The 23,351-nt window shown below is 69.8% G+C and carries 23 protein-coding genes; 13 read left to right on the forward strand and 10 right to left on the reverse strand.

The annotated features are described in order from the left end of the window. Nucleotides 1–122: 122 nt before the first annotated feature. From ABFX51_RS28795 to ABFX51_RS28830, 8 genes are all read right to left on the reverse strand, one after another. Nucleotides 123–608 (reverse strand): hypothetical protein, encoded by a 486-nt coding sequence (locus ABFX51_RS28795; RefSeq protein ID WP_346055522.1) that lies wholly within the window; start codon nt 606–608, stop codon nt 123–125. A gap of 87 nt (nt 609–695) precedes the next feature. Further along, nucleotides 696–1,346 carry a 3,4-dihydroxy-2-butanone-4-phosphate synthase gene (locus ABFX51_RS28800; protein WP_346055523.1) on the reverse strand — a complete coding sequence of 217 codons (651 nt, stop codon included), beginning with the start codon at nt 1,344–1,346 and terminating at the stop codon, nt 696–698. After that, on the reverse strand, nt 1,327–1,905 hold the full coding sequence (locus ABFX51_RS28805; RefSeq protein ID WP_346055524.1) for a flavin reductase family protein: 579 nt from the start codon (nt 1,903–1,905) through the stop codon (nt 1,327–1,329). The genes ABFX51_RS28800 and ABFX51_RS28805 overlap by 20 nt, the downstream gene beginning before the upstream one ends. Then, on the reverse strand, nt 1,905–2,885 hold the full coding sequence (locus tag ABFX51_RS28810) for a PDR/VanB family oxidoreductase (protein WP_346055525.1): 981 nt from the start codon (nt 2,883–2,885) through the stop codon (nt 1,905–1,907). Before ABFX51_RS28810 ends, ABFX51_RS28805 begins: the two co-directional genes overlap by 1 nt. 17 nt (nt 2,886–2,902) lie before the next feature. Then, entirely contained in the window at nt 2,903–3,223 is a 321-nt protein-coding gene (locus ABFX51_RS28815; RefSeq protein WP_048807011.1) for a hypothetical protein, read from the reverse strand. A gap of 13 nt (nt 3,224–3,236) precedes the next feature. Further along, nucleotides 3,237–4,667, reverse strand: a complete 1,431-nt coding sequence (locus ABFX51_RS28820) for a phenylacetate--CoA ligase family protein (RefSeq protein WP_346055526.1) — start codon at nt 4,665–4,667, stop codon at nt 3,237–3,239. Between the two features lie 19 nt (nt 4,668–4,686). Then, entirely contained in the window at nt 4,687–5,514 is an 828-nt protein-coding gene (locus ABFX51_RS28825; protein WP_346055527.1) for an SDR family NAD(P)-dependent oxidoreductase, read from the reverse strand. A gap of 395 nt (nt 5,515–5,909) precedes the next feature. Beyond that, nucleotides 5,910–7,019: an LLM class flavin-dependent oxidoreductase gene (locus ABFX51_RS28830; RefSeq protein WP_346055528.1), complete on the reverse strand. Its 1,110-nt coding sequence runs from the start codon at nt 7,017–7,019 to the stop codon at nt 5,910–5,912. Nucleotides 7,020–7,279: 260 nt separating this feature from the next. Here ABFX51_RS28830 and ABFX51_RS28835 point away from each other — a divergent pair, with 260 nt between their 5' ends. The 6 genes from ABFX51_RS28835 (at nt 7,280) to ABFX51_RS28860 (ending at nt 13,121) form a co-directional block, all read left to right on the forward strand. Continuing rightward, on the forward strand, nt 7,280–7,627 hold the full coding sequence (locus ABFX51_RS28835; RefSeq protein WP_346055530.1) for a Zn-ribbon domain-containing OB-fold protein: 348 nt from the start codon (nt 7,280–7,282) through the stop codon (nt 7,625–7,627). After that, the gene (locus ABFX51_RS28840; protein ID WP_346055531.1) at nt 7,624–8,754 is read left to right on the forward strand and encodes a thiolase family protein; all 1,131 of its coding nucleotides are present in this window, start codon (nt 7,624–7,626) and stop codon (nt 8,752–8,754) included. The genes ABFX51_RS28835 and ABFX51_RS28840 overlap by 4 nt, the downstream gene beginning before the upstream one ends. Continuing rightward, a complete protein-coding gene (locus tag ABFX51_RS28845; protein ID WP_346055532.1) occupies nt 8,751–9,995 on the forward strand; it encodes a cytochrome P450 in 1,245 nt (414 codons plus the stop codon). The genes ABFX51_RS28840 and ABFX51_RS28845 overlap by 4 nt, the downstream gene beginning before the upstream one ends. A gap of 113 nt (nt 9,996–10,108) precedes the next feature. Beyond that, nucleotides 10,109–10,756: a TetR/AcrR family transcriptional regulator gene (locus ABFX51_RS28850; RefSeq protein ID WP_048807012.1), complete on the forward strand. Its 648-nt coding sequence runs from the start codon at nt 10,109–10,111 to the stop codon at nt 10,754–10,756. Then, the gene (locus ABFX51_RS28855; RefSeq protein WP_048807013.1) at nt 10,753–11,538 is read left to right on the forward strand and encodes an SDR family NAD(P)-dependent oxidoreductase; all 786 of its coding nucleotides are present in this window, start codon (nt 10,753–10,755) and stop codon (nt 11,536–11,538) included. Before ABFX51_RS28850 ends, ABFX51_RS28855 begins: the two co-directional genes overlap by 4 nt. A gap of 533 nt (nt 11,539–12,071) precedes the next feature. Beyond that, nucleotides 12,072–13,121, forward strand: a complete 1,050-nt coding sequence (locus tag ABFX51_RS28860; RefSeq protein WP_346055534.1) for an NAD-dependent epimerase/dehydratase family protein — start codon at nt 12,072–12,074, stop codon at nt 13,119–13,121. 27 nt (nt 13,122–13,148) lie between these two features. On the opposite strand, the gene ABFX51_RS28865 is transcribed toward ABFX51_RS28860, so the two are convergent. Further along, the gene (locus ABFX51_RS28865) at nt 13,149–14,453 is read right to left on the reverse strand and encodes an NsdA family TPR-like regulatory protein (RefSeq protein ID WP_346055535.1); all 1,305 of its coding nucleotides are present in this window, start codon (nt 14,451–14,453) and stop codon (nt 13,149–13,151) included. A gap of 40 nt (nt 14,454–14,493) precedes the next feature. Beyond that, nucleotides 14,494–15,051, reverse strand: coding sequence for a hypothetical protein (locus ABFX51_RS28870; RefSeq protein ID WP_346055536.1), 558 nt, complete (start codon nt 15,049–15,051; stop codon nt 14,494–14,496). Between the two features lie 709 nt (nt 15,052–15,760). Here ABFX51_RS28870 and ABFX51_RS28875 point away from each other — a divergent pair. From ABFX51_RS28875 to ABFX51_RS28905, 7 genes are all read left to right on the forward strand, one after another. Then, nucleotides 15,761–16,282, forward strand: coding sequence for a hypothetical protein (locus tag ABFX51_RS28875; protein WP_346055538.1), 522 nt, complete (start codon nt 15,761–15,763; stop codon nt 16,280–16,282). Beyond that, the gene (locus ABFX51_RS28880; RefSeq protein WP_346055539.1) at nt 16,279–16,680 is read left to right on the forward strand and encodes a hypothetical protein; all 402 of its coding nucleotides are present in this window, start codon (nt 16,279–16,281) and stop codon (nt 16,678–16,680) included. Before ABFX51_RS28875 ends, ABFX51_RS28880 begins: the two co-directional genes overlap by 4 nt. Before the next feature lie 83 nt (nt 16,681–16,763). Continuing rightward, complete coding sequence (locus tag ABFX51_RS28885) at nt 16,764–16,928, forward strand: FxLD family lanthipeptide (protein WP_346055540.1); 165 nt, start codon at nt 16,764–16,766, stop codon at nt 16,926–16,928. Nucleotides 16,929–17,015: 87 nt separating this feature from the next. Next, on the forward strand, nt 17,016–19,988 hold the full coding sequence (locus tag ABFX51_RS28890; RefSeq protein WP_346055541.1) for a lantibiotic dehydratase: 2,973 nt from the start codon (nt 17,016–17,018) through the stop codon (nt 19,986–19,988). Beyond that, the gene (locus ABFX51_RS28895; RefSeq protein WP_346055542.1) at nt 19,985–21,076 is read left to right on the forward strand and encodes a lanthionine synthetase C family protein; all 1,092 of its coding nucleotides are present in this window, start codon (nt 19,985–19,987) and stop codon (nt 21,074–21,076) included. The genes ABFX51_RS28890 and ABFX51_RS28895 overlap by 4 nt, the downstream gene beginning before the upstream one ends. A gap of 9 nt (nt 21,077–21,085) precedes the next feature. Beyond that, nucleotides 21,086–22,312, forward strand: a complete 1,227-nt coding sequence (fxlM, locus tag ABFX51_RS28900) for a methyltransferase, FxLD system (protein ID WP_346055543.1) — start codon at nt 21,086–21,088, stop codon at nt 22,310–22,312. Between the two features lie 218 nt (nt 22,313–22,530). After that, nucleotides 22,531–22,785 carry a hypothetical protein gene (locus ABFX51_RS28905; protein WP_346055544.1) on the forward strand — a complete coding sequence of 85 codons (255 nt, stop codon included), beginning with the start codon at nt 22,531–22,533 and terminating at the stop codon, nt 22,783–22,785. Nucleotides 22,786–23,351 lie beyond the last annotated feature (566 nt).

Genomic DNA, 23,351 nt, shown 5'->3' on the forward strand with positions numbered 1-23,351 from the left:
CAGCATGCCCACACTTGATCAACTACGGCCAGCAGACGCGCCGATCATTTTGAAACGAGTTGTTAACGTGCGGAGACAGGCGAACCGTCCATACTACCGGCGTCGGTCACAAACCCGCATCATCATCTTGTGTGTCCAGATCTACACACGAGGCCGACAAGATGACTGGGCGTTAACCCTCCGTAGTTGATCTCGGCGCGAATGCGCCAGCAGGGCTGAGGACAGCCTTCGCCATCGTTGGGGGCCGAGCTGAGCTCGGGCGGCCACCAGGCTTCATCACGGAGCGTGCCCACCGGAAGCCGTCGCCGGACCAGCGGTGGGTAGAGGTCGGTGTCCTGGATGTCATCCCACCTGATCCACACCGCTTCCCACAGATCGCTGCGGCTGACGACCTCGACGTCGTCTCCACCGACCAGCGAAGTGTCGAACACCAGAGTGACGTGGTTCCCCTCGGGCCGCGGCTCGTCCTCGATCGCCGTGTGGAAGGCGAGGTCGCCAACCTCAGCACCCAGGACTTCACGCAGACGCGCGCGCAGGCCGCCGCAGACGGTCTCCCCGGAATGGACCGCACCGGCGCCGACGCGGTTTCGGCGGGCCGACCCGATCACCGCCGGCCGGGAAGTGCGGAGGCGTCGATGACGGCCCGTCGGGCAACCCGCAGCCGAACCGGATCCGGGCGAATCGCTCCGGTGGGGTCAACAGCCGGTGCGGCGCCGGTACACGACGAGGTCCGTGGTGGACACGAGGACCAGTCCGTGTGCCCGGGCGAAACGCGCGAGCTCGGCAGGGCCCGCCATCTCGGCAGGTCGGTCGTCGCTCACCACCGCCGTCAGGGCGGCCGCAGGTCGCCTGCCTGCCAGCCGCGTGAGGTCCATCCCCGCCTCGACGCTCGTGGGCCTGTCCAGGACGCCTCCTGGACAGGCGCGCACCGGCATGACGTGGCCGGGACGGATGAAGTCCTCGGGACCCGAGCCGGACGCGGCGAGCGCGGCGATCGTGCGGGCGCGGGAGGCCGCGGAGATTCCGGTGCCGGTGCCGACCGCGTCGACCGTCACCCGATAAGCGGGACCGCCCGCGTCCTCGTCCAGACAGGGCATCCGCGGTATCCGCAGCCGGAGGCAATCCTCCGGGAGCAGGGCCACACAGACGAAACCCGAACCGTGCCGAACAGCGAACGCCACCAGCGCGGGTGTCGCGCATTCCGCGGCGAACACCAGCACCCCGTCGCTCCGCCCGGCCACATCGTCGATCACGACAACCGGGCTGCCGCGACCGATGGCCGAGACAGCTCGCCCGGCCCTGTCGCAACGGGCCTTCGCCGGATTGTCAACGACTGCTCTTGTCATCCTCGTCCTCCGCGGGATCGACGGTGGCGGCAAGCCGGCGGAAACGGCTGCCGTGGAACACCAGCGGCGGTATGTGCGGCTCCGCGACGAGCGAGTGAACCCGCAGCAGCACGAGCACGTGATCGCCTGCCTCGACCTCGTCGTGGACCGACACGATCATCCTGGCGCTGGAACCGCGCACCAGAACGCTCCCGTCCTGGTTGGCCAGCCAGTCGACGCCGGCGAACCGGTCGCCGCGCTTGCTCGACAGCGTGCGGCAGGTGCGCCCATGGTTCTCGGCGAGGATGCTCAGCCCCAGCCGATCGTGCTCACGCAGCAACGGCCAGGTCTCCGACTCATTCCGCACGCAGATCGAGACCAGCGGCGGCGTCAGCGACACGGAGGTGAACGAACTGGCGGCCAATCCGGACGGCGCTCCGTCGACCATCGCGCACACCGCGGCGACTCCCGACGGGAAGCACGCGAACGCGGCGCGCAGCATCGCCGGGTCCGCCACCAGGGCGGAACTGTCCATTTTCTCCCGTTCCCTTCCGACTCCCCGACCGGTCACCCCCGCCATCAGAGGTCCAGTACGAGCCGACTCGTCCGAGCACGCGAAACGCAGGTCATCATGACGTCACCGGCAGCCCGTTCCTCCTCGCTGAGGACGACGTCCCGGTGGTCGGGAACGCCGTCGAGCACCGTCGCCTCACACGTCCCGCACACCCCGTCGCGGCAGGACGAGGCGATGACGACCCCGCCCACCCGTTCCAGCGCGTCCAGCACCGACTCGTCCGGCCCCACGGTCACCGTGACCCCTGAGGCCCGGCATTCGACCTCGATCGGCCCGTCGTGGTCCGTTCCGGTCACCGATCCCCGGAAGCGCTCGGTGTGCAGGTACCTGGGGGGCAAGGCCGCGCACCGCTCGGTCACCGCGGCCAGCAGTCCCTCCGGTCCGCAACAGTAGACGCGGGTGCCGGGCCGGGTCGCCCCGATGATGGCGTCGATGTCGAGCGGCCCTTGTTCGTCCTGCGGTCGCACCGCGACCCGGTCCCCGTAGCGGGCCAGTTCGTCGACGAAGGCCATCGACCGCCGGTCGCGCCCGCCGTAGTGGAGGCACCAGTCCGCACCAGCGGCGTCCGCGGCTCGGACCATGGGCAGGATCGGGGTGATACCGATCCCGCCCGCGATGAACACGTAGCGGGACGCGGACCAGAGCTCGAAGTTGTTGCGTGGCCCGCCCAACCACAGCCGGTCGCCGCGTTCGAGGTCGTGGACCCGGCAGGAGCCTCCGCGGCCCTCCGGCTCGCGGAGCACCGCGATCCGCCATCGGGACAGGTCGGCGGGGTCCCCGCACAGCGAGTACTGCCGCACCAGGCCCGGGGCGAGCTCCACGTCGATGTGCGCCCCGGGCGTCCACGGCGGTAGCTCGCGGCCGTCGGCCGCACGCCAGGTCACCGCGACCACCCGGTCCGCCACCCGCTCGACCCGATCGACGATCCCCTCGATTCGCGGTTCTCCCGTCGCCCCGTGCGCGACGTCGATCGCCGGCTGCCTCATCCGCTCCTCCGTGCCCATCACGCGCGCGGCGTCGGCGCGGCCTCGACGTGGGCCTGGACCGCGGTACCGTCGGCGGTGATCCACCCCTTCTTCCGCGCGTAGGCGATCATCGCCTCCCACCGGTCCGCCCAGTCCGCGGAGGCGGCCGCCGACCGGGCACGGGCATGCAGTGTCCGCAGGTCGAGCAGTGCGTTGCCGTCCTCGGCGAGCCGGCCGGTGCCGGTGGCACGCAGGGCGGCGTCGACCTCGTCCGGTGCGAGGGTCGTGCCGACGTGCAGCCGGGCGCAGTCGTCTGCCTCGGCGACGAGCGCGTCAGTACGGGTGAGTCGAACGATCACGATGTCCCTTTCGTCATGGCGCGGTGTCCCGCGGGCGCTCGTCGAGGACACGCCTGGCCTTGAAGGTGGTCTCCGGCAGCGTCCCCGGCTCCAGCAGTTGCACCGGCACCCGGATGTTGATCCGCTGCCGGAGGACTTCCTCCGCCCTCCGGATCAGCCCTTGCCGCCGCTGTTCGCGATCGTCGGGGGGAAGCTCGCGATACGCGGCGGTGACAGCGTGGGTGAGTTCGGCTTCGACCGTCAGCTCGTCGAGCGCGCCCACCTTCCTGACCCGGATGCGGAACTCCGGGCCGAGTTCGGGCAGGGAGCGCAGGCCGATCTCGATCGCGCTGGGGAACACGTTGGCGCCGCGGATGACGAGCATGTCGTCCAGCCGGCCGAGGATGCCTTCGGGAAGGCGGGGGTAGGTGCGCCCGCACGCACAGGGTTCGACGGCGAGGTAGGTCTCGTCGCCCGGCGCGAACCGGATCATCGGTTGCGACTCGCGCCAGAGATGGGTGTAGACGACGCCGCCGCGTGTACCGGCCGGGACCGGGGTGTTCGGGTCATGCGCGTCGACCACCTCGGTGAACACCTCGTCGTTGATGAGGTGGACGCCGGCGTGGGCTTCGCAGGAGACGCTGGTCTGGAACGGGTACATCTCCGAGGTCGAGCCGGCGTCGGCGACGATGGCGCCCCAGCCGTCCTCGATGATCCGGCGTGTGCCGGGCAGACTGCCGCCGGGTTCACCGCCGACGAGCAGGTGACGCACCGTGCTCTGTCTCAGGTCCATCCCCAGCTTCTCCGCGACCGAGAGCAGGTGAACGCAGTACGACGGCGTAGCGGTGAACACCGTCGTGCCGAGCCGGCTGATCAACTCGAGGTGCTTCTCGGAATCGGTCACTCCGAGGGGGAACACCGTGGCGCCGATGCGTTCCAGCCCCTGCAGCACCCCCCAGCCCCCGAAGAAGAGACCAAAGGGGAATCCGATCTGCGCGATGTCGTCCGGCCGGATACCGGCACACCACTGGGCCATCGCGTGCACATCGGCGGCCCGCTGCCAGTCCTTTTTGGACACGGCATACATGGTGGGCGTCCCCGACGTACCAGACGACCCGTGGATGCGGGCGATCTCCCCCGGCCGGGCCGGCGGGGTGTAGCTGCCGAACGGCGGGTTCTGCTGCTGGTCCTCGACCAGCATCTTCTTGGTGATCACCGGGACCAGGGTGGTGAAGTCCTCGAGTGAGCGGACCTGGCCGGGATGGAACCCGTGCTCCTGGTAGTGGCGCCGGTAAAATGGCAGCTGCTTGTAGGCGTAGTGCAGCTGGTGCTGAATGCGCTCGAGGATGATCTTCTCGCGCGCCGCCGGGGCGAGAGTCTCCCGCTCCTCGTCCCAGTATCGGGGGAAGCCCCGATCATCAGTGGTACCCGAGCGCGGCGCGGCGGTGGTGGTGGTCGTGGTCATGTGGCTCCGATCAGTACGGTCACACACGGTGAGCGGGCCGGGATACCAGCCCCTGGGCCTCCGCGACGTCCCAATAGGAGTGCAGGCCCCGGACGTGCTGGCCGCCGTCGACGGGAACGAAGTGTCCGGTGATCCGCTGCGCCGCCGGCGACATGAGGAACAGCGCGACGTCGGCGATATCGCTCGCCTCCTGGTGGCGCAGCGGCGTGACGAGGGTGCGGTCGAGGAACTCCTGGCCGATTCGCCCGACCGTGAAACCGGCCCCGAGCGGCGTGTTCACCGTACCCGGGCCGATCGAGTTCACCCTGATTCCGTACCGCCCGAGCTCCCCAGCGCACACCTGGGTGAACTGCATGACCCCGGCCTTCGCCGCGCAGTAGTGCCCGAGCCCGTCCGTCGCGGCGACCGCGTTCAGCGAGGAGATGTTGACGATCGAGCCGCCCGCGCCGCCGTCGATCGCCTGGCGGGCGAAGGCGCGTGTGCACAGGAACGTGCCCTTCAGCACGGTGTCGACGATCAGGTCCCATTCCTCTTCGGAACAGTCCTGGACCAGCGACAGCAACGCCGTTCCCGCGTTGTTGACGAGGTGGTGCACCGTGCCGAACCGCTGGGCGGCCAGCGCGAAGGCGGCGTCGACGTCGGCGGCGACCGCCACCGAACCCGTCGACCACGCGAGCCGGTCACGGCCGTCCAGCTCGGCGTCCGCGGCCTTGATGTTCTCCGGCGAGATCTCCAGGACGACCACGTTCGCCCCGCGGTCGAGCAAGGCGCCGGTGATCGCCTTGCCGATCCCGCTGCCGCCGCCGGTCACGAGAGCCGTCTGGCCGGCGTACTCGGAATTCGTCATGTTGGGGTTCCTCCTTGAACCGTCGCTGTCAGCCCGCGCTGCCCCCCGCCTTCCCGCCCCCGCAACCGCCCGCGGGCGGATCTCCCGGTGCCGAGGCGGCAGCCACCGGAGAACGACAACACGGCGCCCGCGGCGGGTGACCGCCTGCGTGCCAAGCCGACCGCGTTCTCCCGCCGCTTGCCCCGCCGTCGAACCGGAGTTCGCTTGGCGAGACCCGGGACGGCCTCGCCGGCCGACCCGTCCCACTCGCCTGGTCGCCGCGCGTTCAGGGCGACGTGCGTCGCCTGCCGCCGCTCGCCGGCCCCGCTCGGCGGTCGCGATGCGGCGTCCCGGTTCCCGGTGCGCCAACGGTCCCGGTGGCGCCCCTGCCGCCGAGTCGGGTCATCGCTCCCCGCTCAGGCCTTGCCCAGCGCGACCGCGGCGAGCCGGTTGCGGCGTGCCAGGTTCTCGCGCTTGGTGAACGGCGGCATGACGTAGCGGGCGAACAGTTCCAGTGAACGGTTCCACTTGTCCGTGGTCACCCAGTCGCGAGCGTTGATGAGCAGCGTGCCGAACCCGCCGGTGGCCTCCTCCAGCTCCCGGATCTGCCGGACGCAGTCCTCCGGGCTGCCGATGATCCACGGGATCTCCTCGGCCATCCACTCGAAGGTCAGCTCCGCGTCGTTCATGCCCTCGCCCTTCTTCATCAGGGCACCGAGGCCGAGACCGAGCAGGTACTCGTAGGAGCGGTGCACGCCCTCCCGGATCTCCGCCATCGCCTGGTCCTTGCTGTCGGACACGTAGACCTCGCGACTGACCCGCCAGTTCCGGCGGGCGTCGGCGGGATCGAGACCCGCCTCCACAGCGGCCCCGGTGAGTGCCTTCGCGTGTGCGGCCAGATCGGGCGCCCCGGCGTACCCGCGGTTGTCCATCGGTGCGAAGTACACGCTGAGGGCCTTCCAGCCCTTGGCGCCGCAGCGGGCGTAGTTGTGGGTTCCGGTCAGCCCCGCGATCGCGAACGGGGGCACATCCTGGTACGGGCCGACCTGCAGCTGCCGGTTCTCGTACTTCCAGTACACGCCCTCGTAGTTGACCGGTTCCTCGGTGGTGAGCAACTGCCAGATGATCTCCAGCGCCTCGTTGGTGCGGGGGGCGGCCTCCGACCGGTCGAGGCCGAAGAGGGCTTGGTCAGTAGGCAGCCCGCCGCCACCGAATCCGTATTCGAGCCTGCCGTGGGTCAGGTGGTCCAGGAAGGCCAGCCGCTCAGCGACCTGGAACGGGTCCTGGTACGGCAGGTTGACCACGCCCGTACCGAGGCGGATCGTGTGGGTCAACGCGGACGCCTTCGCGATCACGTACTCGGGCACGGGGACGTTCTCGTACCCGCCGGTGTGGTGTTCACCGATCCAGTACTCGCTGAACCCCAGCTTCTCGGCGAGCACGATGTCGTCGATGTCCCGGTCGTAGGACAGCGTCCAGTTCTCGATCGGTGGGTGCTCCGGCATGGCGAACAAGCCGAACTTCATCGGTCGGACCTCCTTGGAGGCTGGTTCAACAAAGCCCTCGTTGCCAAACCAGCGTTCAGTTAAATGCTGGAGACACCATGACCTACGTCACCGATGCTGTCAAGGTTCCCAGCGAAAGATCCAGTTCATCGTGATTTCTGGCGAATGGGAGGTCGAAACCCGGGCTTGATAAACTGACTAAGGTTTGGTTACGTAGGGGTGATCCCAATGTCAGGAGCACCCCGATGAGCCCTGTGATCACCGTCGATACACGCCCTCGGATGGAGGCCTCCGGCGACGGCCGGTGGCGCGTGACCGGCGTGCGTTGTCCGTCGTGCGGCGCCGCGGCCCCGTACGCCTGGCCGCGCTGCCCGTCCTGCGGTGGCGAGGCCGAACCCGCCGTCTTCGGTCCCGAAGGCACGGTGTGGAGCAGTACGGTCGTGCGGATACCCGTCGCGGACCGGACCCCGCCCTACGCACTGGCCTACGTCGATCTCGACGACGGCCCCCGGATCCTCGCTCATCTGCCCGCCGACTGGCCAAACGACCGCGTCCCGCCGATCGGCAGCCGCGTCCGGCTCACCGACCTCTCGGCCGAGGGCGACCTCCAGGTGGAGGTACTCCAGTGACGGCGGTTGCGGTGCACGGTGTCGGAACATCGCATTTCGGCAGGCAGCCGGAACGAGACCTGGTCTCGCTCGCCTTCGAAGCCGTCCGCGAGGCGTTCGACGACGCCGGCGTGTCGGCGATCGACGCGGTGTGGGTCGGCACGGTTTTCGGACCCGCGGGCATGGCCCAGCGCGTGCTGCGCGCGATGGGCATCACACGCGTCCCGGTGGTGACGGTGGAGAACGCGTGCGCGAGCGGCACCACGGCTTTCCTCGAGGCACACGAGGCGGTGCGCACCGGTCGCTACGGGCGGGTGCTCGCCCTCGGGCTGGAGCAGATGAGCGTCGCGTTCTCGGGAGCGATCACGCCCGAGCCCACCGACCCCGAAGGGCGTGGCGGACTGGCGCTTCCCGCGCTGTACGCGATGAGCGCGTCCCGCTACCTGCACCTGGGTCTCGTGACGAAGGAACAGCTGGCCGCCGTCTCGGTGAAGAACCACGCGCACGCCCTGCACAACCCGCGGGCGCAGTACTCGGGCTCCTACACGACCGACGACGTGCTCGGCTCGCGAATGATCGCCGATCCCCTCACTCTCCTGCAGTGCTGCCCGACGTCGGACGGAGCCGCGGCCGCCGTCCTCGGGCCGGCAAGGGGGGCACCGCGGCAGGTCGCGGTGCGCGGCCTCGCGATGCGCTCCGGCGCGCCGTGGAACTCCGGTTCGCCGCACGTCTGGGGGTACGACATCGTGCGGGACACCGCGGCTGACGCGTTCGCGGCCGCGGGACTGGACGCCGTCACCGATGTCGACGTCGTCGAGGTGCACGACGCCTTCACGATCGGCGAGATCGTCACGACCGAAGCCCTCGGCCTGGTTCCGCCCGGTGCCGGCGGTAAGGCCGCCGCCGAGGGAACCACAGCTCTGGGCGGAGCCGTGCCCGTCAACCCGTCCGGCGGTCTGTTGTCCCGAGGGCATCCGCTGGGTGCGACCGGGCTGGCACAGGTCGCCGAGATCGTCTGGCAGTTGCGGGGAGAAGCCGGTGGGCGCCAGGTGGACGGGGCGCGCCTCGGCGTGGTCGAGACCATGGGCGGCGGGGTGTCCGCATTGGACGGCAACGCCTGCGTCGTCGCTGTTTTGGAGGCACCATGAGCACTTCCGAGGTCAATGTCGAGCAGGCTGACCTGCTCAGTCCCGAGGCCGTCACGGACCCGTACCCGCTGCTCGCCGCGTTGCGCGAACACGATCCGGTGCATTGGAGCGAGAAGTACCGGTCCTGGTTCCTGACCCGGTTCGACGACGTCACCGCGGCATTGCGCGACGAGCGGTTCTCCTCCGACCGGATCGCCCCCTACCGGCGCACCAAGCTCGAAAGTCCGGACAGCGACCCCGCCTTGCGGGCGGCGTTCGGCGTCCTCGAGGACTGGATGGTCTTCAAGGACCCGCCCGACCACACGCGGCTGCGGAAACTGCTCAGCCGCGCCTTCACCCCCCGCGCGGCGGGGCGGGTCCAGCCCCGCATCGCCGAGCTCGCGGATGAGCTGCTGGACAAGGCGATCGAGGCCGGTACGGGACGGACGGACCTCATCCGCGACTACGCGTATCCCCTCACCGCCTCGGTCATCGCCGAAATGCTCGGGGTGCCCCGGGAGGACCACAGCCTGTTCAAGGACTGGTCCGACCAGATCAGCGGACTGGTCTTCGGCGCGCTCAGCGACGCCGACCGGCACAGCCGGGGTGCGGCCGGGATGGCCGAGCTGACCGGCTACCTGTCCGAGCTGGTGCGGGCGCACGAACGGCGGCCGCAGGACGACCTGCTGTCCGCCCTGGTGAGCGCTCGGGACGAGGGCGACTCCCTGAGCCACGACGAGGTCATCGCCACCGGCGTGCTGCTGCTGTTCGCGGGCCACGAAACGACGACCAACCTCATCGGCAGCGGCGTACTGGCGCTGCTGCGCCATCCCGCCCAGCGTGCGCTCCTCGAGTCCGACCCCGGGCTGCGCAGCGGCGCAGTGGAGGAACTGGTGCGGTTCGACGGGCCAGCGAAGAGCGTGGTCCGCCTGATGGCCGAGGACACCGAGCTGCACGGCCGGACACTGCGCCGGGGGCAGCGCGTCTTCCTCGTCCTGTCGGCCGCCAACCACGACCCGACGGCGTTCGAGGATGCGGAGAGACTGGACATCACCCGCCGCCCGGGGCGGCAGCTCGGATTCAGCGCCGGCATGCACTACTGCCTCGGTGCACCGCTGGCCCGGCTGGAGGCGTCCATCGCGATCCCGCGTGTGTTCGAGCGCCTGCCCGGGCTCTCGCTCACCGAGGAACCGCTGCACTGGTCGCCGGTCCTCCTCACCAGGGGTATGGAGCGCTTCCCGGTCCGGTTCGACGCACCGTGAGGCACCTCCCGGGAACCGCGGGCCCGCACTCGCGGCTCGCGGTTCCCGTGGTGCAATCCTGTCGAAGTGGCCGCGAGAACGCCGGCGCCGTCGTCTGCTGAGGGAGTAAGCACATGCCTCGCCCGAGCCGTTGGTCGGAGATCGTCCTCGCCGCGAGCGAAGAGTTCCGGGAGCGCGGGTACGACAGCGCCACACTGGAGGACATCGCAGCGCGCGTGGGCATCCTCAAGGGCAGCATCTACAACTACGTCAACAGCAAGGAAGATCTGCTGCTCGCGGTCGTGGAGAAGCCGGCACGAGCCCTGCTGGCGGAACTGGACCGCCTGTGCTCGGACTCGGCCAGCACGGTCACCCTGCGCCTGCGCTCGCTCGTGCGGACGCAGGTGCGGATCTTCAGCGAGTACTACCCGGCGGCGTTCGTGTACCTGCGCAACATCGGGCACGTGGAGCTGTCCGGGAAGTTCGCGGAGTTCCGGGACATGGACACCCGTTACATGAACGCCGTCGAGGCCCTGCTCACCGAAGGCGCCGCCACGGGCGAGTTCTCCCTGCCCGCCGAATCGCGAACGGTCGCCCGCGCGATCGTGGGCATGCTCGACTGGATGCAGCACTGGTTCACACCCCGGGGAGAGCAGGCCGACCTCCGCCTCGCCGACGACCTCTTCGCGCTCGCCCTGGGCGGTCTCGCCTCGGGCGGCAGCCTCCGGCGGATGGCACAGTCCCTCGAGGACGCGAAAACCCCCGCTGGGCCGGTATCGTGAGCGCCCCCGGCGACACCCCGCAGTTCCGGCTCGACGGCCGGGTCGCCGTCGTCACCGGCGCGTCATCCGGTCTCGGCGCCTACTTCGCCCGGGTGCTGGCCGCCGCAGGCGCCGACGTCGCGATCGGCGCGCGCCGGGCCGACCGGCTCGAGGAGGTCCGGCAGTCCGTGCTCGACCGGGGACGGCGCTGCATCGCCCTGCCCATCGACGTGACGGACCCTCGACACTGCGACGCGCTCGTCGACGCCACGACCCGCGAACTCGGCGGCATCGACATCCTGGTGAACAACGCTGGCACCGGGTACGCCGTACGGGCCGAACGCGACACGCCCGACGACGCCGCGAACCTGATAGCGGTGAACCTGGTGGGCGCCTACCACATGGCCGTCGCCGCCGGCCGGGCCATGATCACGGCGGGCAACGGCGGTTCCATCGTCAACGTGTCCTCCGCGCTCGGTCTCACCGTCGGTGACATCCCGCAGGCCTCCTACTCCGCCTCGAAGGCCGGGATCCTCGGCATGACACGGGACCTCGCCCGGCAGTGGTCCGGCAAGCACCGCATCCGCGTCAACGCACTGGCCCCGGGCTTCTTCGCATCGGAGATGACCGCGCCATTGCTCGGCCACGAGGCCGGGCTCAACACGGTCCTCGCCCGGATCCCCTCCGGTCGTACCGGTGCGCTCGGCGAACTCGCCGGCCCGTTGCTGCTCCTCGCTTCGGAGGCGGGCTCCTACATCACCGGCACCACACTTTGCGTCGACGGCGGGTGGAGCATGCACTGACCGCGGATGCCGGCACGGGGGGCAGGAAACCCAGGTCGGCGAAGCGACGGCGACCGGGCCGGTGCCGTCGTCCACGCGCGGCATCAAGAGGGCGTCCGACCCTGCCGGTGTTCGCTCAGTCGTCCTCGACCGGGATGGTGTGCATCGCCGCCTCCTCGGCTGACGCGCCGGCCCTTCCACGCCGATGTCGCGCGCGTAGAGGTCCACGTCGCCGTCGTCGGCGAGGGCGACCAGGCGTCCGGACCGCGCTTCGCCGACCTCGTCGTCCAGCAGTTCGCTGTCCGTGTCGTTCGTGTCGCCCAGACCGTCGCCCTCCTCGGACTCCCCCTCGGCGAGCTAGGTATCTGCGCCCGTGTCGAACCGGCGTTACCCACCATGAGGGGGTGAATGATGGAGGAATATCCTGCTCGGCTCGGCGACCAGTCCGGATGCTGCGGGTCACTTCCGATCAACAACTCGTCACAGCCAGGTGGTGACGCAGTTGCCACCGGGGCGCATAGCGCAACCGCCCAAGCATTCGCCAGGATGGCGGTATGGCTCGATTGCTGGTGCTTGGCGGCTCCTGGTTCCTCGGCCGCGCCGTCGTTGAAGAAGCCCTCGACCGCGGCTGGGAGGTCACCACTTTCCGTCGTGGCCAGACCGGCCACGACGTTCCCGGCGTTACCACCATCCGCGGCGATCGCACGAACCCCGACGATCTCGCCCGGCTGGCTGCAGGCGGCCCGTGGGACGCGGCGGTGGACACCAGCAGCTTCGTCCCGCGCGAAACGCTCGCGGTGGCAAAAGCTCTCGAACCGGTCGTCGGCCGGTACGTGCTGATCTCCACCGTGTCGGTGTACGAGGGCTGGCCGGTCGAACCTCTGACCGAAGAGTCGAGGGTGCTCGACTGTCCGAGCGACGCCGGCCCGGACTTCGGCTTCGACGGCGACCCCGGGCCTTCGGTCTACGGCTTCACCAAGGCCGGATGCGAGCGCGCCGTCACCGAGGTGTTCGGCCACGACCGCACCGTGCTGCTGCGGCCCGGCGTCATCCTCGGCCCCTACGAGTACGTCGGCCGTCTGCCCTGGTGGCTTCACCGCGTCGCACGTGGAGGGCGGGTTCTCGCGCCCGGCCAACCGGACCGGCGCATCCAGCCCGTCGACGTCCGCGACGTGTCCACCTTCGCGCTGCATACCGCCACGGCCGACGGGCCGGTCGGCACATTCAACGTGACCGCCAGCGGACGCGAGACGATGAACGACTTCCTGACCGCGTGCCAGCAGGCGACCGGTTCGGACGCGACCTTCACCTGGATCACCGACGAGGAATGGCTCGTCGCCCAAGGCGTCGCGCAGTGGACCGAACTGCCGCTGTGGCGAACCTACCGCGGCGCCTGGGCCGTCGACTCTGCCAAGGCGCGTGATGCTGGCCTGATCACCAGGCCGCTCGCCGACACGGCAACCGACACCTGGGCATGGCTGCATGATGGCGAAGGCGCCGTCGCGCATGAACGCGCCAACGAACAAGGGATCGCGCCGGACAAGGAGCGCGCGATCCTGGACGCCTGGGACGCACGAGAACGCGACCATTGCGGCGGCCAATGAGAGCGTGGCTGCTCGGTCGATGCCCGGCTAGTTCCCGGACGGCAGGGCTGGGCGGGCGGTCACCCGGGCGAGGCTGGCGGCGGTGAACGCTTCGATCTCCTCGCCGATGTGACCTGCTTCGACCGCGCCGCGGTAGCGGGTGGCGCCGAGCAGACGGCCGAGGCCATGCAGCCGCTGCGTGATCGCCTCGGTCCGGCGAGCTGGCTCGAGTTCGAACACCGGCCCCAGCGCGTGCTGGGCACCGGCCAGGTCGCCGTGCAACGTCCTGGCCGTGGCCAGGTCAACGCGGGCGCCCAGTGCACCCGCACCCCACCGCTGAGCGTCCGGCATCTCGTCGAACAAGGCGAGTGCGCGGCTGGCTTCGGACTCGGCACGCTGGCCGTCGCCGAGCGCGACGTAGGCGGCGCCGCCGCACAACGCGGCACGCGAACGGTCGAAGGCCAGTTCGCCACCGATCTCGTCCAGGAAGCTGTCCCCGCCTGCCCGATCGAGTTCGGTCGCCGCGGATTCGAGTTCGGCCTGGGCCTCGTCACGAGCGCCGATCAGGGCAAGGGCGCGGGCGTGCACGCTGTGCAGGCGAACCCGAGCCGTCCCGACCGGGGCGGTCTCCAACGCAGCCTCCGCGATGGACACCGCCCGGCGCGGGCGGCACCACAACGCGACGGTGACCTGCAACGCGCGCGCCCACGCCTGCAATGACGGGTGATCGATGACGTTGCCATAGGTATGGGCGGCCCGCGCCTGCTCCTCGGCCACGTCGGCGTGCCCGAGATCCCAGGACACCGACGACAGCAGCCCGCACACCTGCCCGGCGAGCAGGTACAGCTCCGCCTGCTGGCGCGGTTTGTGGGTCCGGTCGAGCTGGTCGTAGACGGTGTCGCGCAGTTGCACCAGCTCGGTCAGCATCTCCAGGGGCGGGGTGACGTAGTACGCGCGGGCGGCACGCCCGGCTGCCGCGTGCAGGTGCTCCAGCGCGGTTGGGTCGATGGCCGAGGACGACTCGATGGCGTGCTCGGCGGACTGGCGAGCGGCGTTCACGATCAGTTCCTGTTCACTCCGAGGGGACTTGCGGTGCGAGGCAACCTCGGCCTTCGGCGGACCGAGCAGCTCCTCCACGGGTTCACCGAACCAGCTCTCCAGCACACGGCATGACTCCGCCCGCGGGGTACTCGGATCGCCCCGGAGCCACCGCTTCGCCGTCCGCTCCGACGTATGCGCGTGGATCCCGGCTTCCTTGGCGTGCTCGGGAAACTCACGCACGAAGTCACCCAGCGACAGGTGACGCGCGAACAGCAGTTGCTCCAGCCGCGTACGTGGTGTTCGGTCGACCATCCCGTGCCTCCTGCCCGTCACCGTAACCAGCAACCATCGCTCACGCGCGCAACAAGCGCCAGTGGCCTCGATCTGGCCCCAAATGGCCCTTGTTTGGCCCGAGATAGCCCAAAGCGACGCGGCGCACGAACGGGTGGCCCCCAACCGGCCGGTAATGGCCCCGGTTTGGCCTGCGAATGCGCCCCTGCTTCATCCGATGGTCATCAACGGCGCGAACACGAACGAACACGGACGGGAGGGCGCCATGCGGGCAAGCGACCGGAGAGACGAAGACCAGGCCGGCGACCTTCGTCCGGGTCCGCGCGTACAGCACGCCATCTGGGTGACCTGCCAGGACGACGAGCTGGATCACCTCGTTTACGACGATGACATGGGGCGGGCGATCTGCTCGGCCGAAGCTGAGGGCTTCCGCGCGTTGTGCGGCGGGGTGATCGTTCCAGCACCGATGGTGTGCCCGCCGTTCCCGTTGTGTCCGGGGTGCGTGGCCCAGCGGGATCGCGCCCGCAGCAGGCAGCGGCCGGTACGCGGAGCGCGTGGTTCTCGGGCGGCGCGGCACCGTTCGCCTGGCTTTGTGCGCAGGCTCCTGCATGGTCTCCATGACTCCCTGGCCAGCTCTTCGTCCGCAGGACGGCACGCCTCGTCCGGCGTACGGAACCCCGAGCGGGCTGGCCAGGTTCTGCCCGCGGCGGGGCCAGGGCGCGGCTGCCCCCGTCCCCGCCGCGCACCAGCCATTGATCCGGGCGCGGTGCCCCGGGCGAATCAGCCGGAGACCGACCTGGCGAGCAGCCTCGCCGTAGCTGTCTGGTCCGGTCCCAAACGGCCGCAGCCACGCGACGACGACCTCGACCACCGCTGGCGGCGCACCCCGAGGTGCGCAGGCGTGGCGCCAGCAGCGCACGGCACGAGCGGGACTGATCACCTGCCTGGCGAGAGCGCTCCTCGCCACCGTGCGTCTTCCCAGGCGTGGGCGAGCGCGCGGCATCGATCCCCCGACTCGCCGTCAGCCCACGCCGGGGGCCGCGCGGTCCACCCGCCCGCCGCGCGACCCTCAGCCCCGCGGAATCGGAGGGCTGCGTAATGCGCGTTCTGACGCAACCAACGACGTGGGCGCCCGACCGCCACTACGACGACCTCGCGCACTTGCGCGAGACATGCGACGGCCAGCCGCGGTTGATCACTTCCTTCGACGGCCCGGTGCCGGTAGCCGCCTGCGGTGCGTGGCTCGGAGACGGAGAAGCGTCGTCCGGCACTGCCCGCCGCTGGTGTCCGCAATGCATGGAGATCGACCGGGCGATCGGAGGGCTGGCGTGAAGACGCTTCGCGATTCGTTGCCTGTGCTGAATCCCGGCGGCCAGCCTGCCGGACTCCTGCGTGATCTTGCAGAGTCCGACCTCGCCCGGTGGCAGGTTCTCCGCCGCGCGGATCGCGGGGGCCTGTCGTTGCACAGTGATCTCGTGGTGGATGGGGGCCGCCCGTTGCCGTCCCACCTCAATCCCACCCCGCATGGCCTCATCGACAAGGGCTTGCTGGCGGTGGCGCCGCACCACTTCCCGAATGGCGGCATCAGCGTTCGTGTCGAGCTGACCGACGCAGGCCGAGCCGAGCTGGCGCGCCTGACTTCTGAACGACAGGACGGAACTCGGGTAAATGCGCGATCGAGTTCCGTCTCGACGGATCTCTGTCATCGAGTGAAGGAGTCCTCCATGTGGGAATGGACATTGGTCATTCTCTGCGCGGCGGTGTTCGTGATCCGGATTGGATATCTCCACTTCGACCGCCCCAGTCCGCTGGGCACCGATGCGCAGCAGCGTGAACGGGCGCGGAAATGACGGCGCCGGTACTCGCGCCCGAAAATGGGGGCGACCAGCCCCCGGATCCCGGAGAGTTTCGTCCGGTCGACCTCGAAACCCTGCAGCGCCTGCTGGCCGGGCTCCAAGCCTGGGAGCCGCCACCGCGGTCACCTCAAGACGACGACCGCGGACAGGACGGTCCAGTCGACACTATCCATTGGTATCCCGGGTATTTCACCGCTTCGCTGCACGCGGTCGAGCTGTCTTCTGCGCCGCCGTTGCTGTTTCGGGGCTTGCGGATCCGGTGGGCGGTGTGCAGTGCGCCCGCGACCGTGATCGAAGTCCCGGATGGCAAGGACCGCTGCGAGGCATGCAAGGCAATCCTTCGCAAGCGTGGACTTTTCCTCGAAGACAGTGGCATTGACGAGGAAGCCTGACGACCAATGCGGACTGCGCGTTCCCTGGAACGCGAACAGAAGACCATTTCATTCAAGACAGGAAAGGAAAGGGGGTGATTTCGGTGACCGCGGCTCTGATGGAAGCACCGCAGGTGGCATCACCGGGGGTGTTCGAGCTGGACGTGCAGATAGAGACCGACCAGGTCCGGCCGGAGGCGATGGCCTGCCAGACCGACGACGGGTGTGGCTCGACCTGCGAGATCTCGGCTTGTCACTCGCAGAGGTGATACCAGCGGGCGGGCCAGAGTTCCCCGACATCTGGCCCGCCCGCTGCCCTGGTGGCTTTTCGTGATTGATCCTTGGAGGTGCTGGCGATGCCCACGGTGGACTACCGCCATTGCGGTACCGGGTTACTGCGCGCGTCGGCGCAGCGACTCGCTCCGTCGCGGTGGCCGGTGCTGTCCAACGACCTCGATTGCCGGGCATGGCTCGATGAGGTCTGGCCGTCGGTGGCCGCGGCGGTGACCCATGCCAGCCCGGTGCTCGCTTCGGGTGTCGAGGCGATTCTGCGGGGCCATCGGCGATCGCCGCGGGAGGTGCGGCGGACGACGGAGGCGCTGCTGCGGTACGTGCTGCGCTTCGGCCGCTCCACCCCGTTCGGTCTGTTCGCCGGAGTCGCGCCAGTCACGATCGGTGACAGCACGGAGGTGCGCGTCGGCGATCGGCATCGCGTGGTGGCCCGCCCCGACAACCGCTGGCTCCGGCAAGTGATCCAGCGGTTGGAGGCGTGCCCGGAGCTGCTGGCGCGGCTGAAGGTGGTGTTCCACGACGCCGTCGAAGAGTGCGGTGACCGACTCGCGCTCGCCGAAGCGGAAGTGGTGAGCATCCGGAACACCCCTGCGGTCGCCTCCGTGCGCCGCCTCGCGGGCACCCCGGTCCGTTTCCCGGTGTTGGTCGAGGCGCTTACGGCCGAGTACCCGGCGGCCGGTGACCCCACCACGATGCTGCTGTCCTTAGTGGAGCGCCGCTTTCTGGTGACCAGCCTGCGAGCGCCAGGAACGGTCAATGACCCGTTGGGTTACCTTGCCGATTCCGTGCAAGCACTCGATTTTGAGGACTTGCCGGTCGCCGCGTTGGCGGCCGAGGTGATCGAGATCCGCAACGCGCTCGACGTACTCAACAAGAATTCACACGAACGGGCGCGGGCGCGGCTGGCCGACCGAATGAATGCGCTGGTTCCAGCGCGCCGCGGGCCGTTGTCACTCGATCTTCGGCTCGATGCCGATGTCCGCCTGCCGCAGCGGGTGGTGCGGGAGATCGAACGCACCGCGGGAGTGCTGGCGCGGCTGGTGCGCGAGCACACCGGAAGCCGGGCTTTTCGGGATTACTTCACCGCGTTCTGCGACCGGTACGGCACCGGAACCCTCGTCCCGGTCCGCACGGTGGTGGATTCTGCGGCGGGGCTGGGGTGGCCGCGCGACTACCCGTCCAGCCCGGCGGTCAGCGGGCGGCACGTGTTCTCCGAGCGCGACCGCCTGTTGCTGTCCTGGATCACGGAGGCGACAGCCCGGGGCGAGCGCGAAGTCGAGCTGGACGACGCCGCTGTGGAGGCGCTGGCTGCCGCGGGTGGTAACCCGGACGCGGTTCCGCCGCACGTCGACCTCGGTACGCGCATCCACGCCGTCAGCGTGGCCGCGTTGGAGCGCGGTGAGTACCGATTCACCGTGGCGCCGGGCCGGGTCGCGGGCACGCTGTCGGCGCGGTTGAGCCCTCTGGTGCCTGAGGCCGGGCTGGCGGCGGTGTTCTCCGCACTGCCGACGACCGCCGAGGGCGCGCTCGCCGTACAGATGTCGTTCACGCCGCCGTATCCGAGCGCGGAGAACGTCGCCCGCCTGCCGCGGTTCACACCGGAAGTCGTCTCGGTCGGCGAACACCACCGAGACTCCGAGAGCGTGATCGGCGTGGACGATCTGGCGATCACGGCGACCCGCCGCCGCCTGCACCTGGTCAGCCTGTCCCGTCGCCAGGTGATCGAGCCGATGGTGCTGCACGCGCTCGCGGTGAAGCAGCAGCCGCCGCTCGCGCGGTTGCTCGGGGAGCTGTCTCGGGCGCTGGACAGCGGCTGGATCGGCTTCGACTGGGGGCCGACCGCTGCGGAGTTGCCGTTTCGGCCGCGGCTGCGGTACCGGCGCGCCATCCTGTCTCCGGCTCGCTGGCAGCTCGCCCGCGAAGCCCTGCCTGCCGACCCGGCTCACTGGAACGACGCGCTGGAGCAGTGGCGCGCGACGTGGCGCTGCCCGGACCGCGTCGAGCTGCGCGACTTCGATCAACAGCTCCCTTTGAACCTGACGATGCCCGCGCACCGGGAGGTGCTCTTCCACCACCTGCGCCAGCACGACGAGGCCGTCCTGGTCGAGGCGCCCGAGCTGGATGCCGACGGCTGGCTCGACGGACACTCGCACCTCGTCGTGCTGCCGCTGGTCTCCCGGAAGGCACCCGAGCCCGCCCCGCGCGTGCAGTCCCTTCCGGTTCTCGGCCGCGAGCACGGGCATCCGCCTGCGTCGCCCCGATCGGGCTGGCTCTACGCGAAGCTGTACCTGGCTGAGTACCGGATGGACCCGTTGCTGGTGCACGAGCTGCCGGAGCTGCTGGCCGAGCTGGGTGAACGGGACTGGTGGTTCGTGCGCTACCCGCAGGCCCGGGAAGGCGACGAGCCCGACCATCTGCGCCTGCGCGTGCGCACCGACGGCGACGCTGACAAGATTCTGGCTGCGGTCACCACGTGGGCCGAGCGGCTGCGCACCGCGGGGCTGCTCAGCCGGTGCGCCTTCGATACCTACTACCCGGAGACCGGTCGCTACCGGGCCATCGACGAGGCCGAGACCGTGTTCGCCACCGACTCGCGCTACGTCCTCGCCCGGCTCACCCACCAGACCGCCGCGGGGCCGTCGGCGGTGGCGGCCACCGGCCTGTCGTTGTTCGATCTCGCCGCCGCGTTCCTCGGCAACCACCAGCGCGCCGCCGACTGGCTGCCCCGGCAGGTGCCCTCGGCAGTGCCCGACCGCGGTGACGTCGACCAGGTGGCCCGCCTGGTCCGTAACCGGGCATGGCCGGATACCGCGGAAACGGCCGAGGTCACCGCGGCGCTGGAGGCTCGCGCCGAGGCGGTGCGCCGGTACCGGCACGCGCTGCCCGCCGACGCCGACCTCGACACGTGCCTCCATGCTCTGCTGCACATGCACCACAACCGCGCCCTCGGCGTCAACCGGGACCGGGAAGCCGTCTGCTTGCGGCTAGCGCGCCAAGCCGCCGCAACCTGGCGCAATACGTCCGAGAGGCAGCCGTGACCGCGCAATCGCTGGCCGACGGCCCAGCCGGACAGGCACTGCTGGCCCTGGAACGCGGCCAGGACGCCCACCGCTGGCTGTCCGAACTGGTAGCCGAACCGGTGATGGCCCACCCCGAGGAGGCGAGTCTGTTCGAGGGCGCACCGGCGGTCGCGTTCACCCTCGTCGCCACCGATCAACGGCGGGCGCTATCCGTGCTCGATGACCACGTCGAGAAGATCACCTGGTCTCGGCTTGAGGCCGCCTACCAGCGCATGGGCCGCGGCGAGCTGGCCGACAAGCGCGAGTTCGACCTCATCGGCGGCCTGACCGGGCTGGGCACCTACGTGCTGCGCCGCGGCACCGCCGACGAGCTGCTGCGCGAGGTGCTGCGCTACCTGGTGTGCCTGACCCAGCCCCGTCCGGACGGGCGGCCCGGCTGGTGGGCCGCCCACGGCCCCACCGGCCCCGGCCCCGCCTGGCAGATGGGGCACGGCAACCTGGGCATGGCCCACGGCATCGCCGGGCCGCTGACGCTGCTCTCGCTCGCGCTGCGCCGCGGCATCGTCGTGTCCGGGCAGACCGCGGCCATCGACCGGATCTGCCGGTGGCTGGACCGCTGGCGCTGCGGCGTGCCGCCGCGGGCGTGGTGGCCCGAGGCCATCAGCCAGGCCGACCACGCACGTGGCGCCGTGCACCAGCCCGGCCCGTCGAGACCGAGCTGGTGCTACGGCACGCCCGGCATCGCCCGCGCGCAACAAGTCGCCGGCCTCGTACTCGGCGACCGCGCCCGGCGACGGTGCGCCGAGAACATCCTGGCCTGGTGCCTGGGCGACGAGCAGCAGCTCGCCCGGCTCGGTGACGTGTCGCTGTGTCACGGCTGGGCCGGGGTTGTGCACACTGCCTGGCGAGCCAGCCGTCACAACGACCAGCTCGCCGCCACGCTCCCGCGCCTGCTCGATGGTCTCGCCGTCAACCTGGCACGCCAGCCTCCGGGCGGGCGCGGGCTGCTCACCGGCACCGCGGGGGTCATGCTGGCCCAGCACTCCGCCCGCACGAACACGCCACCGGTCACGCAGTGGGACGCCTGCCTGCTGCTCAACGAATGAAAGGACGCGATGAACAACACCACCGACACCACCGCCAGCTCACCGGAGGCCCTGCGCGAGACCATGCTCGCCAAGGTCCAGCAGAAGGGCTACGCGAAGCGCCCCGAGGTGGCGCGGGTGCTGCGTGAGGTGCCGCGGCACGAGTTCGTGCCCGAAGCCGACCTGGACGCCGCACACAACCCCTGGCAGGCGGTGATCACCCACCGCTTCGCCGACGGCACCTCGCTGTCCTGCGCCTCCGCGCCGTTCGTCGTGGCGATGATGCTCGACCAGCTCGCCGTCGAACCCGGCAACAAGATCCTCGAGATCGGTGCCGGGACGGGATACAACGCCAGCCTGCTGGCCGAACTGACCGGCCAGGACAGCAACGTGGTCACCATCGACATCGACCCCGACGTGACCGAGCAGGCCACCCGTAACCTGACCTCCGCCGGGTACGGTGGCGTGCACGTGGTCACCGGCGATGGCGCGCTCGGTGTCCCCGAGCACGGCCCGTACGACCGGCTGATCGCCACCGTGTCCCCGTGGGACATTCCCCAGGCATGGTGGCGGCAACTCGCCTCCGGCGCCCGCGTGGTGCTGCCGCTGCGGTGGCGCGGCCAGGCCCGCTCGGTCGCGTTCACCTACCGCGACGGGCGGCTGATCTCCGACTCCATCGAACTGTGCGGCTTCGTCTACCTCGTCGGCGAGGACGAAGGCGAACAGTCCGCGCCGATCACCGATGACGAGACCATCCGCCTGCACTTCGACCGCGACCAGCCCTTCGACCTCGATGTCCTGCACGGAGTGCTCGATCGGCCGCGTGCCAGCGAATGGTCCGGCGTCACCATCGCGGGCGACGAGCCCCACGACGGGGTATGGCTGCGGCTGACCGTCACCGACCCACGCGTGTGCCGCCTCAACGTCCCCGCCGACACCAAGCCCGCCGTCTGCGACCCGATCTCGCCCGGTCGCGCACCCGCGCTGGTAGAGGGCAGCTCGCTCGCCTACCTCACCTCCCGCCGCCGCGAGGACGGCGACACCACCCGATGGGAACTGGGGGCCACCGGGCACGGCCCCGCCGCGACCGAACTCGCCCGCCACCTCTGCGACGAGATCCGCGCCTGGTCGGTGCACCGCGACGAACGCAAGCCCACCCTCGTCGCCTACCCCGCCGACACCCCCGACGGCGAGCTGCCCGGACCGGTGATCGACAAGACCCACAGCAGGCTCGTCCTTACCTACAAAACCGAGTAACCCGCGCGACGGAAAGCAGATGACCAGGAAGCCCGAACCGCTGACCAAGCAAGCAGTCGATGCCTTCGAGACCGAGTTGATCCAGGCGTTCCGTCGTGCCGTACGCACCCGGGACCTGCAACCGGTCATCGCACTCGCCGACTTCCTGGTCGCCAGCGGAGCCACCGTGCGCAGCCGCGGCGGTTTGCTCGGGCTCTTCTGGTTCCAAACCTCCATGCTTGACGAATTTCCGGGTCGACCGGGGTTCGGCGAGCAGCTACGGGATGCTCGGTTTCCAGCTCGTGAACGAAGGCTGGTGCACCGACGCGGACATGGAGAACGGCATCTCCGAGTATCTCTTCCACCTGGGACTCCGCAAGGGATATCTGCCGGACACACTCTATGACCTCATGTTGGATACCGGGAGGCATCGAAAAGACTTCCGCCGTGCAATCCGCGCAGCAAACATCACAAGAGTGGAAAATGAAAGCTAATCTCGCGTGCGCCTGCCATCAAGACGGCGAGCTTTCACCAAGAAATGACCGCGAATCACGCTGGGAACTAGCTGGCAATGTGGTGGCTCTGGACTCTCCTGGTCATGCTGGGCGGTCTCGTCGTCGCGCCCATGCTTGTCACGTGGCGCTACGCCCACCGCGGCCGACATCCACCACCCTGGAACGGCCCAGGCCCACGCATCAGCGGCCCGCAACCCCGTATCGCCCGTGAACGCCTTGACGACCTCAACGCCCGCCGCGCCGCACTCGGTAAACCGACCGCGCCAAAGATCCGTTACGTCGGCGATGGCGCAGCCACAACCGATGAAGATATTCCACCCAGCCAGCCACTGAATACCGACCACGACAATAAGAGGAGCACGCAGTAGGCGACCCCCCGCGCACGAAATAGCTCTACGGTGATCGAAGGAACACCCCTCGTCGCCAGTTCCGTCACGGGGTTCACCAAGTGAACCTTAAATGGAGCCCGCAAGAATGAAGGAAAACAGGCTCTTCGCAGTTGAGGGTGTAGCGCATGGCGCTGGGCGGTTGGCGCGTTGGTGACC

The sequence above is a fragment of the Amycolatopsis dongchuanensis genome, from assembly GCF_039542405.1.
GTDB lineage: Bacteria > Actinomycetota > Actinomycetes > Mycobacteriales > Pseudonocardiaceae > Amycolatopsis_E > Amycolatopsis_E sacchari.

What these genes read in the sequence shown, in the direction of transcription:
- ABFX51_RS28800 (WP_346055523.1), bottom strand. Translation starts at nt 1,346, where the DNA reads ATGACAAGAGCAGTCGTTGACAATCCGGCGAAGGCCCGTTGCGACAGG.
- ABFX51_RS28805 (WP_346055524.1), bottom strand. Translation starts at nt 1,905, where the DNA reads ATGGCGGGGGTGACCGGTCGGGGAGTCGGAAGGGAACGGGAGAAAATG.
- ABFX51_RS28810 (WP_346055525.1), bottom strand. Translation starts at nt 2,885, where the DNA reads ATGAGGCAGCCGGCGATCGACGTCGCGCACGGGGCGACGGGAGAACCG.
- ABFX51_RS28820 (WP_346055526.1), bottom strand. Translation starts at nt 4,667, where the DNA reads ATGACCACGACCACCACCACCGCCGCGCCGCGCTCGGGTACCACTGAT.
- ABFX51_RS28825 (WP_346055527.1), bottom strand. Translation starts at nt 5,514, where the DNA reads ATGACGAATTCCGAGTACGCCGGCCAGACGGCTCTCGTGACCGGCGGC.
- ABFX51_RS28830 (WP_346055528.1), bottom strand. Translation starts at nt 7,019, where the DNA reads ATGAAGTTCGGCTTGTTCGCCATGCCGGAGCACCCACCGATCGAGAAC.
- ABFX51_RS28835 (WP_346055530.1), top strand. Translation starts at nt 7,280, where the DNA reads ATGGAGGCCTCCGGCGACGGCCGGTGGCGCGTGACCGGCGTGCGTTGT.
- ABFX51_RS28845 (WP_346055532.1), top strand. Translation starts at nt 8,751, where the DNA reads ATGAGCACTTCCGAGGTCAATGTCGAGCAGGCTGACCTGCTCAGTCCC.
- ABFX51_RS28850 (WP_048807012.1), top strand. Translation starts at nt 10,109, where the DNA reads ATGCCTCGCCCGAGCCGTTGGTCGGAGATCGTCCTCGCCGCGAGCGAA.
- ABFX51_RS28860 (WP_346055534.1), top strand. Translation starts at nt 12,072, where the DNA reads ATGGCTCGATTGCTGGTGCTTGGCGGCTCCTGGTTCCTCGGCCGCGCC.
- ABFX51_RS28865 (WP_346055535.1), bottom strand. Translation starts at nt 14,453, where the DNA reads ATGGTCGACCGAACACCACGTACGCGGCTGGAGCAACTGCTGTTCGCG.
- ABFX51_RS28870 (WP_346055536.1), bottom strand. Translation starts at nt 15,051, where the DNA reads ATGGAGACCATGCAGGAGCCTGCGCACAAAGCCAGGCGAACGGTGCCG.
- ABFX51_RS28880 (WP_346055539.1), top strand. Translation starts at nt 16,279, where the DNA reads ATGACGGCGCCGGTACTCGCGCCCGAAAATGGGGGCGACCAGCCCCCG.
- ABFX51_RS28890 (WP_346055541.1), top strand. Translation starts at nt 17,016, where the DNA reads ATGCCCACGGTGGACTACCGCCATTGCGGTACCGGGTTACTGCGCGCG.
- fxlM (WP_346055543.1), top strand. Translation starts at nt 21,086, where the DNA reads ATGAACAACACCACCGACACCACCGCCAGCTCACCGGAGGCCCTGCGC.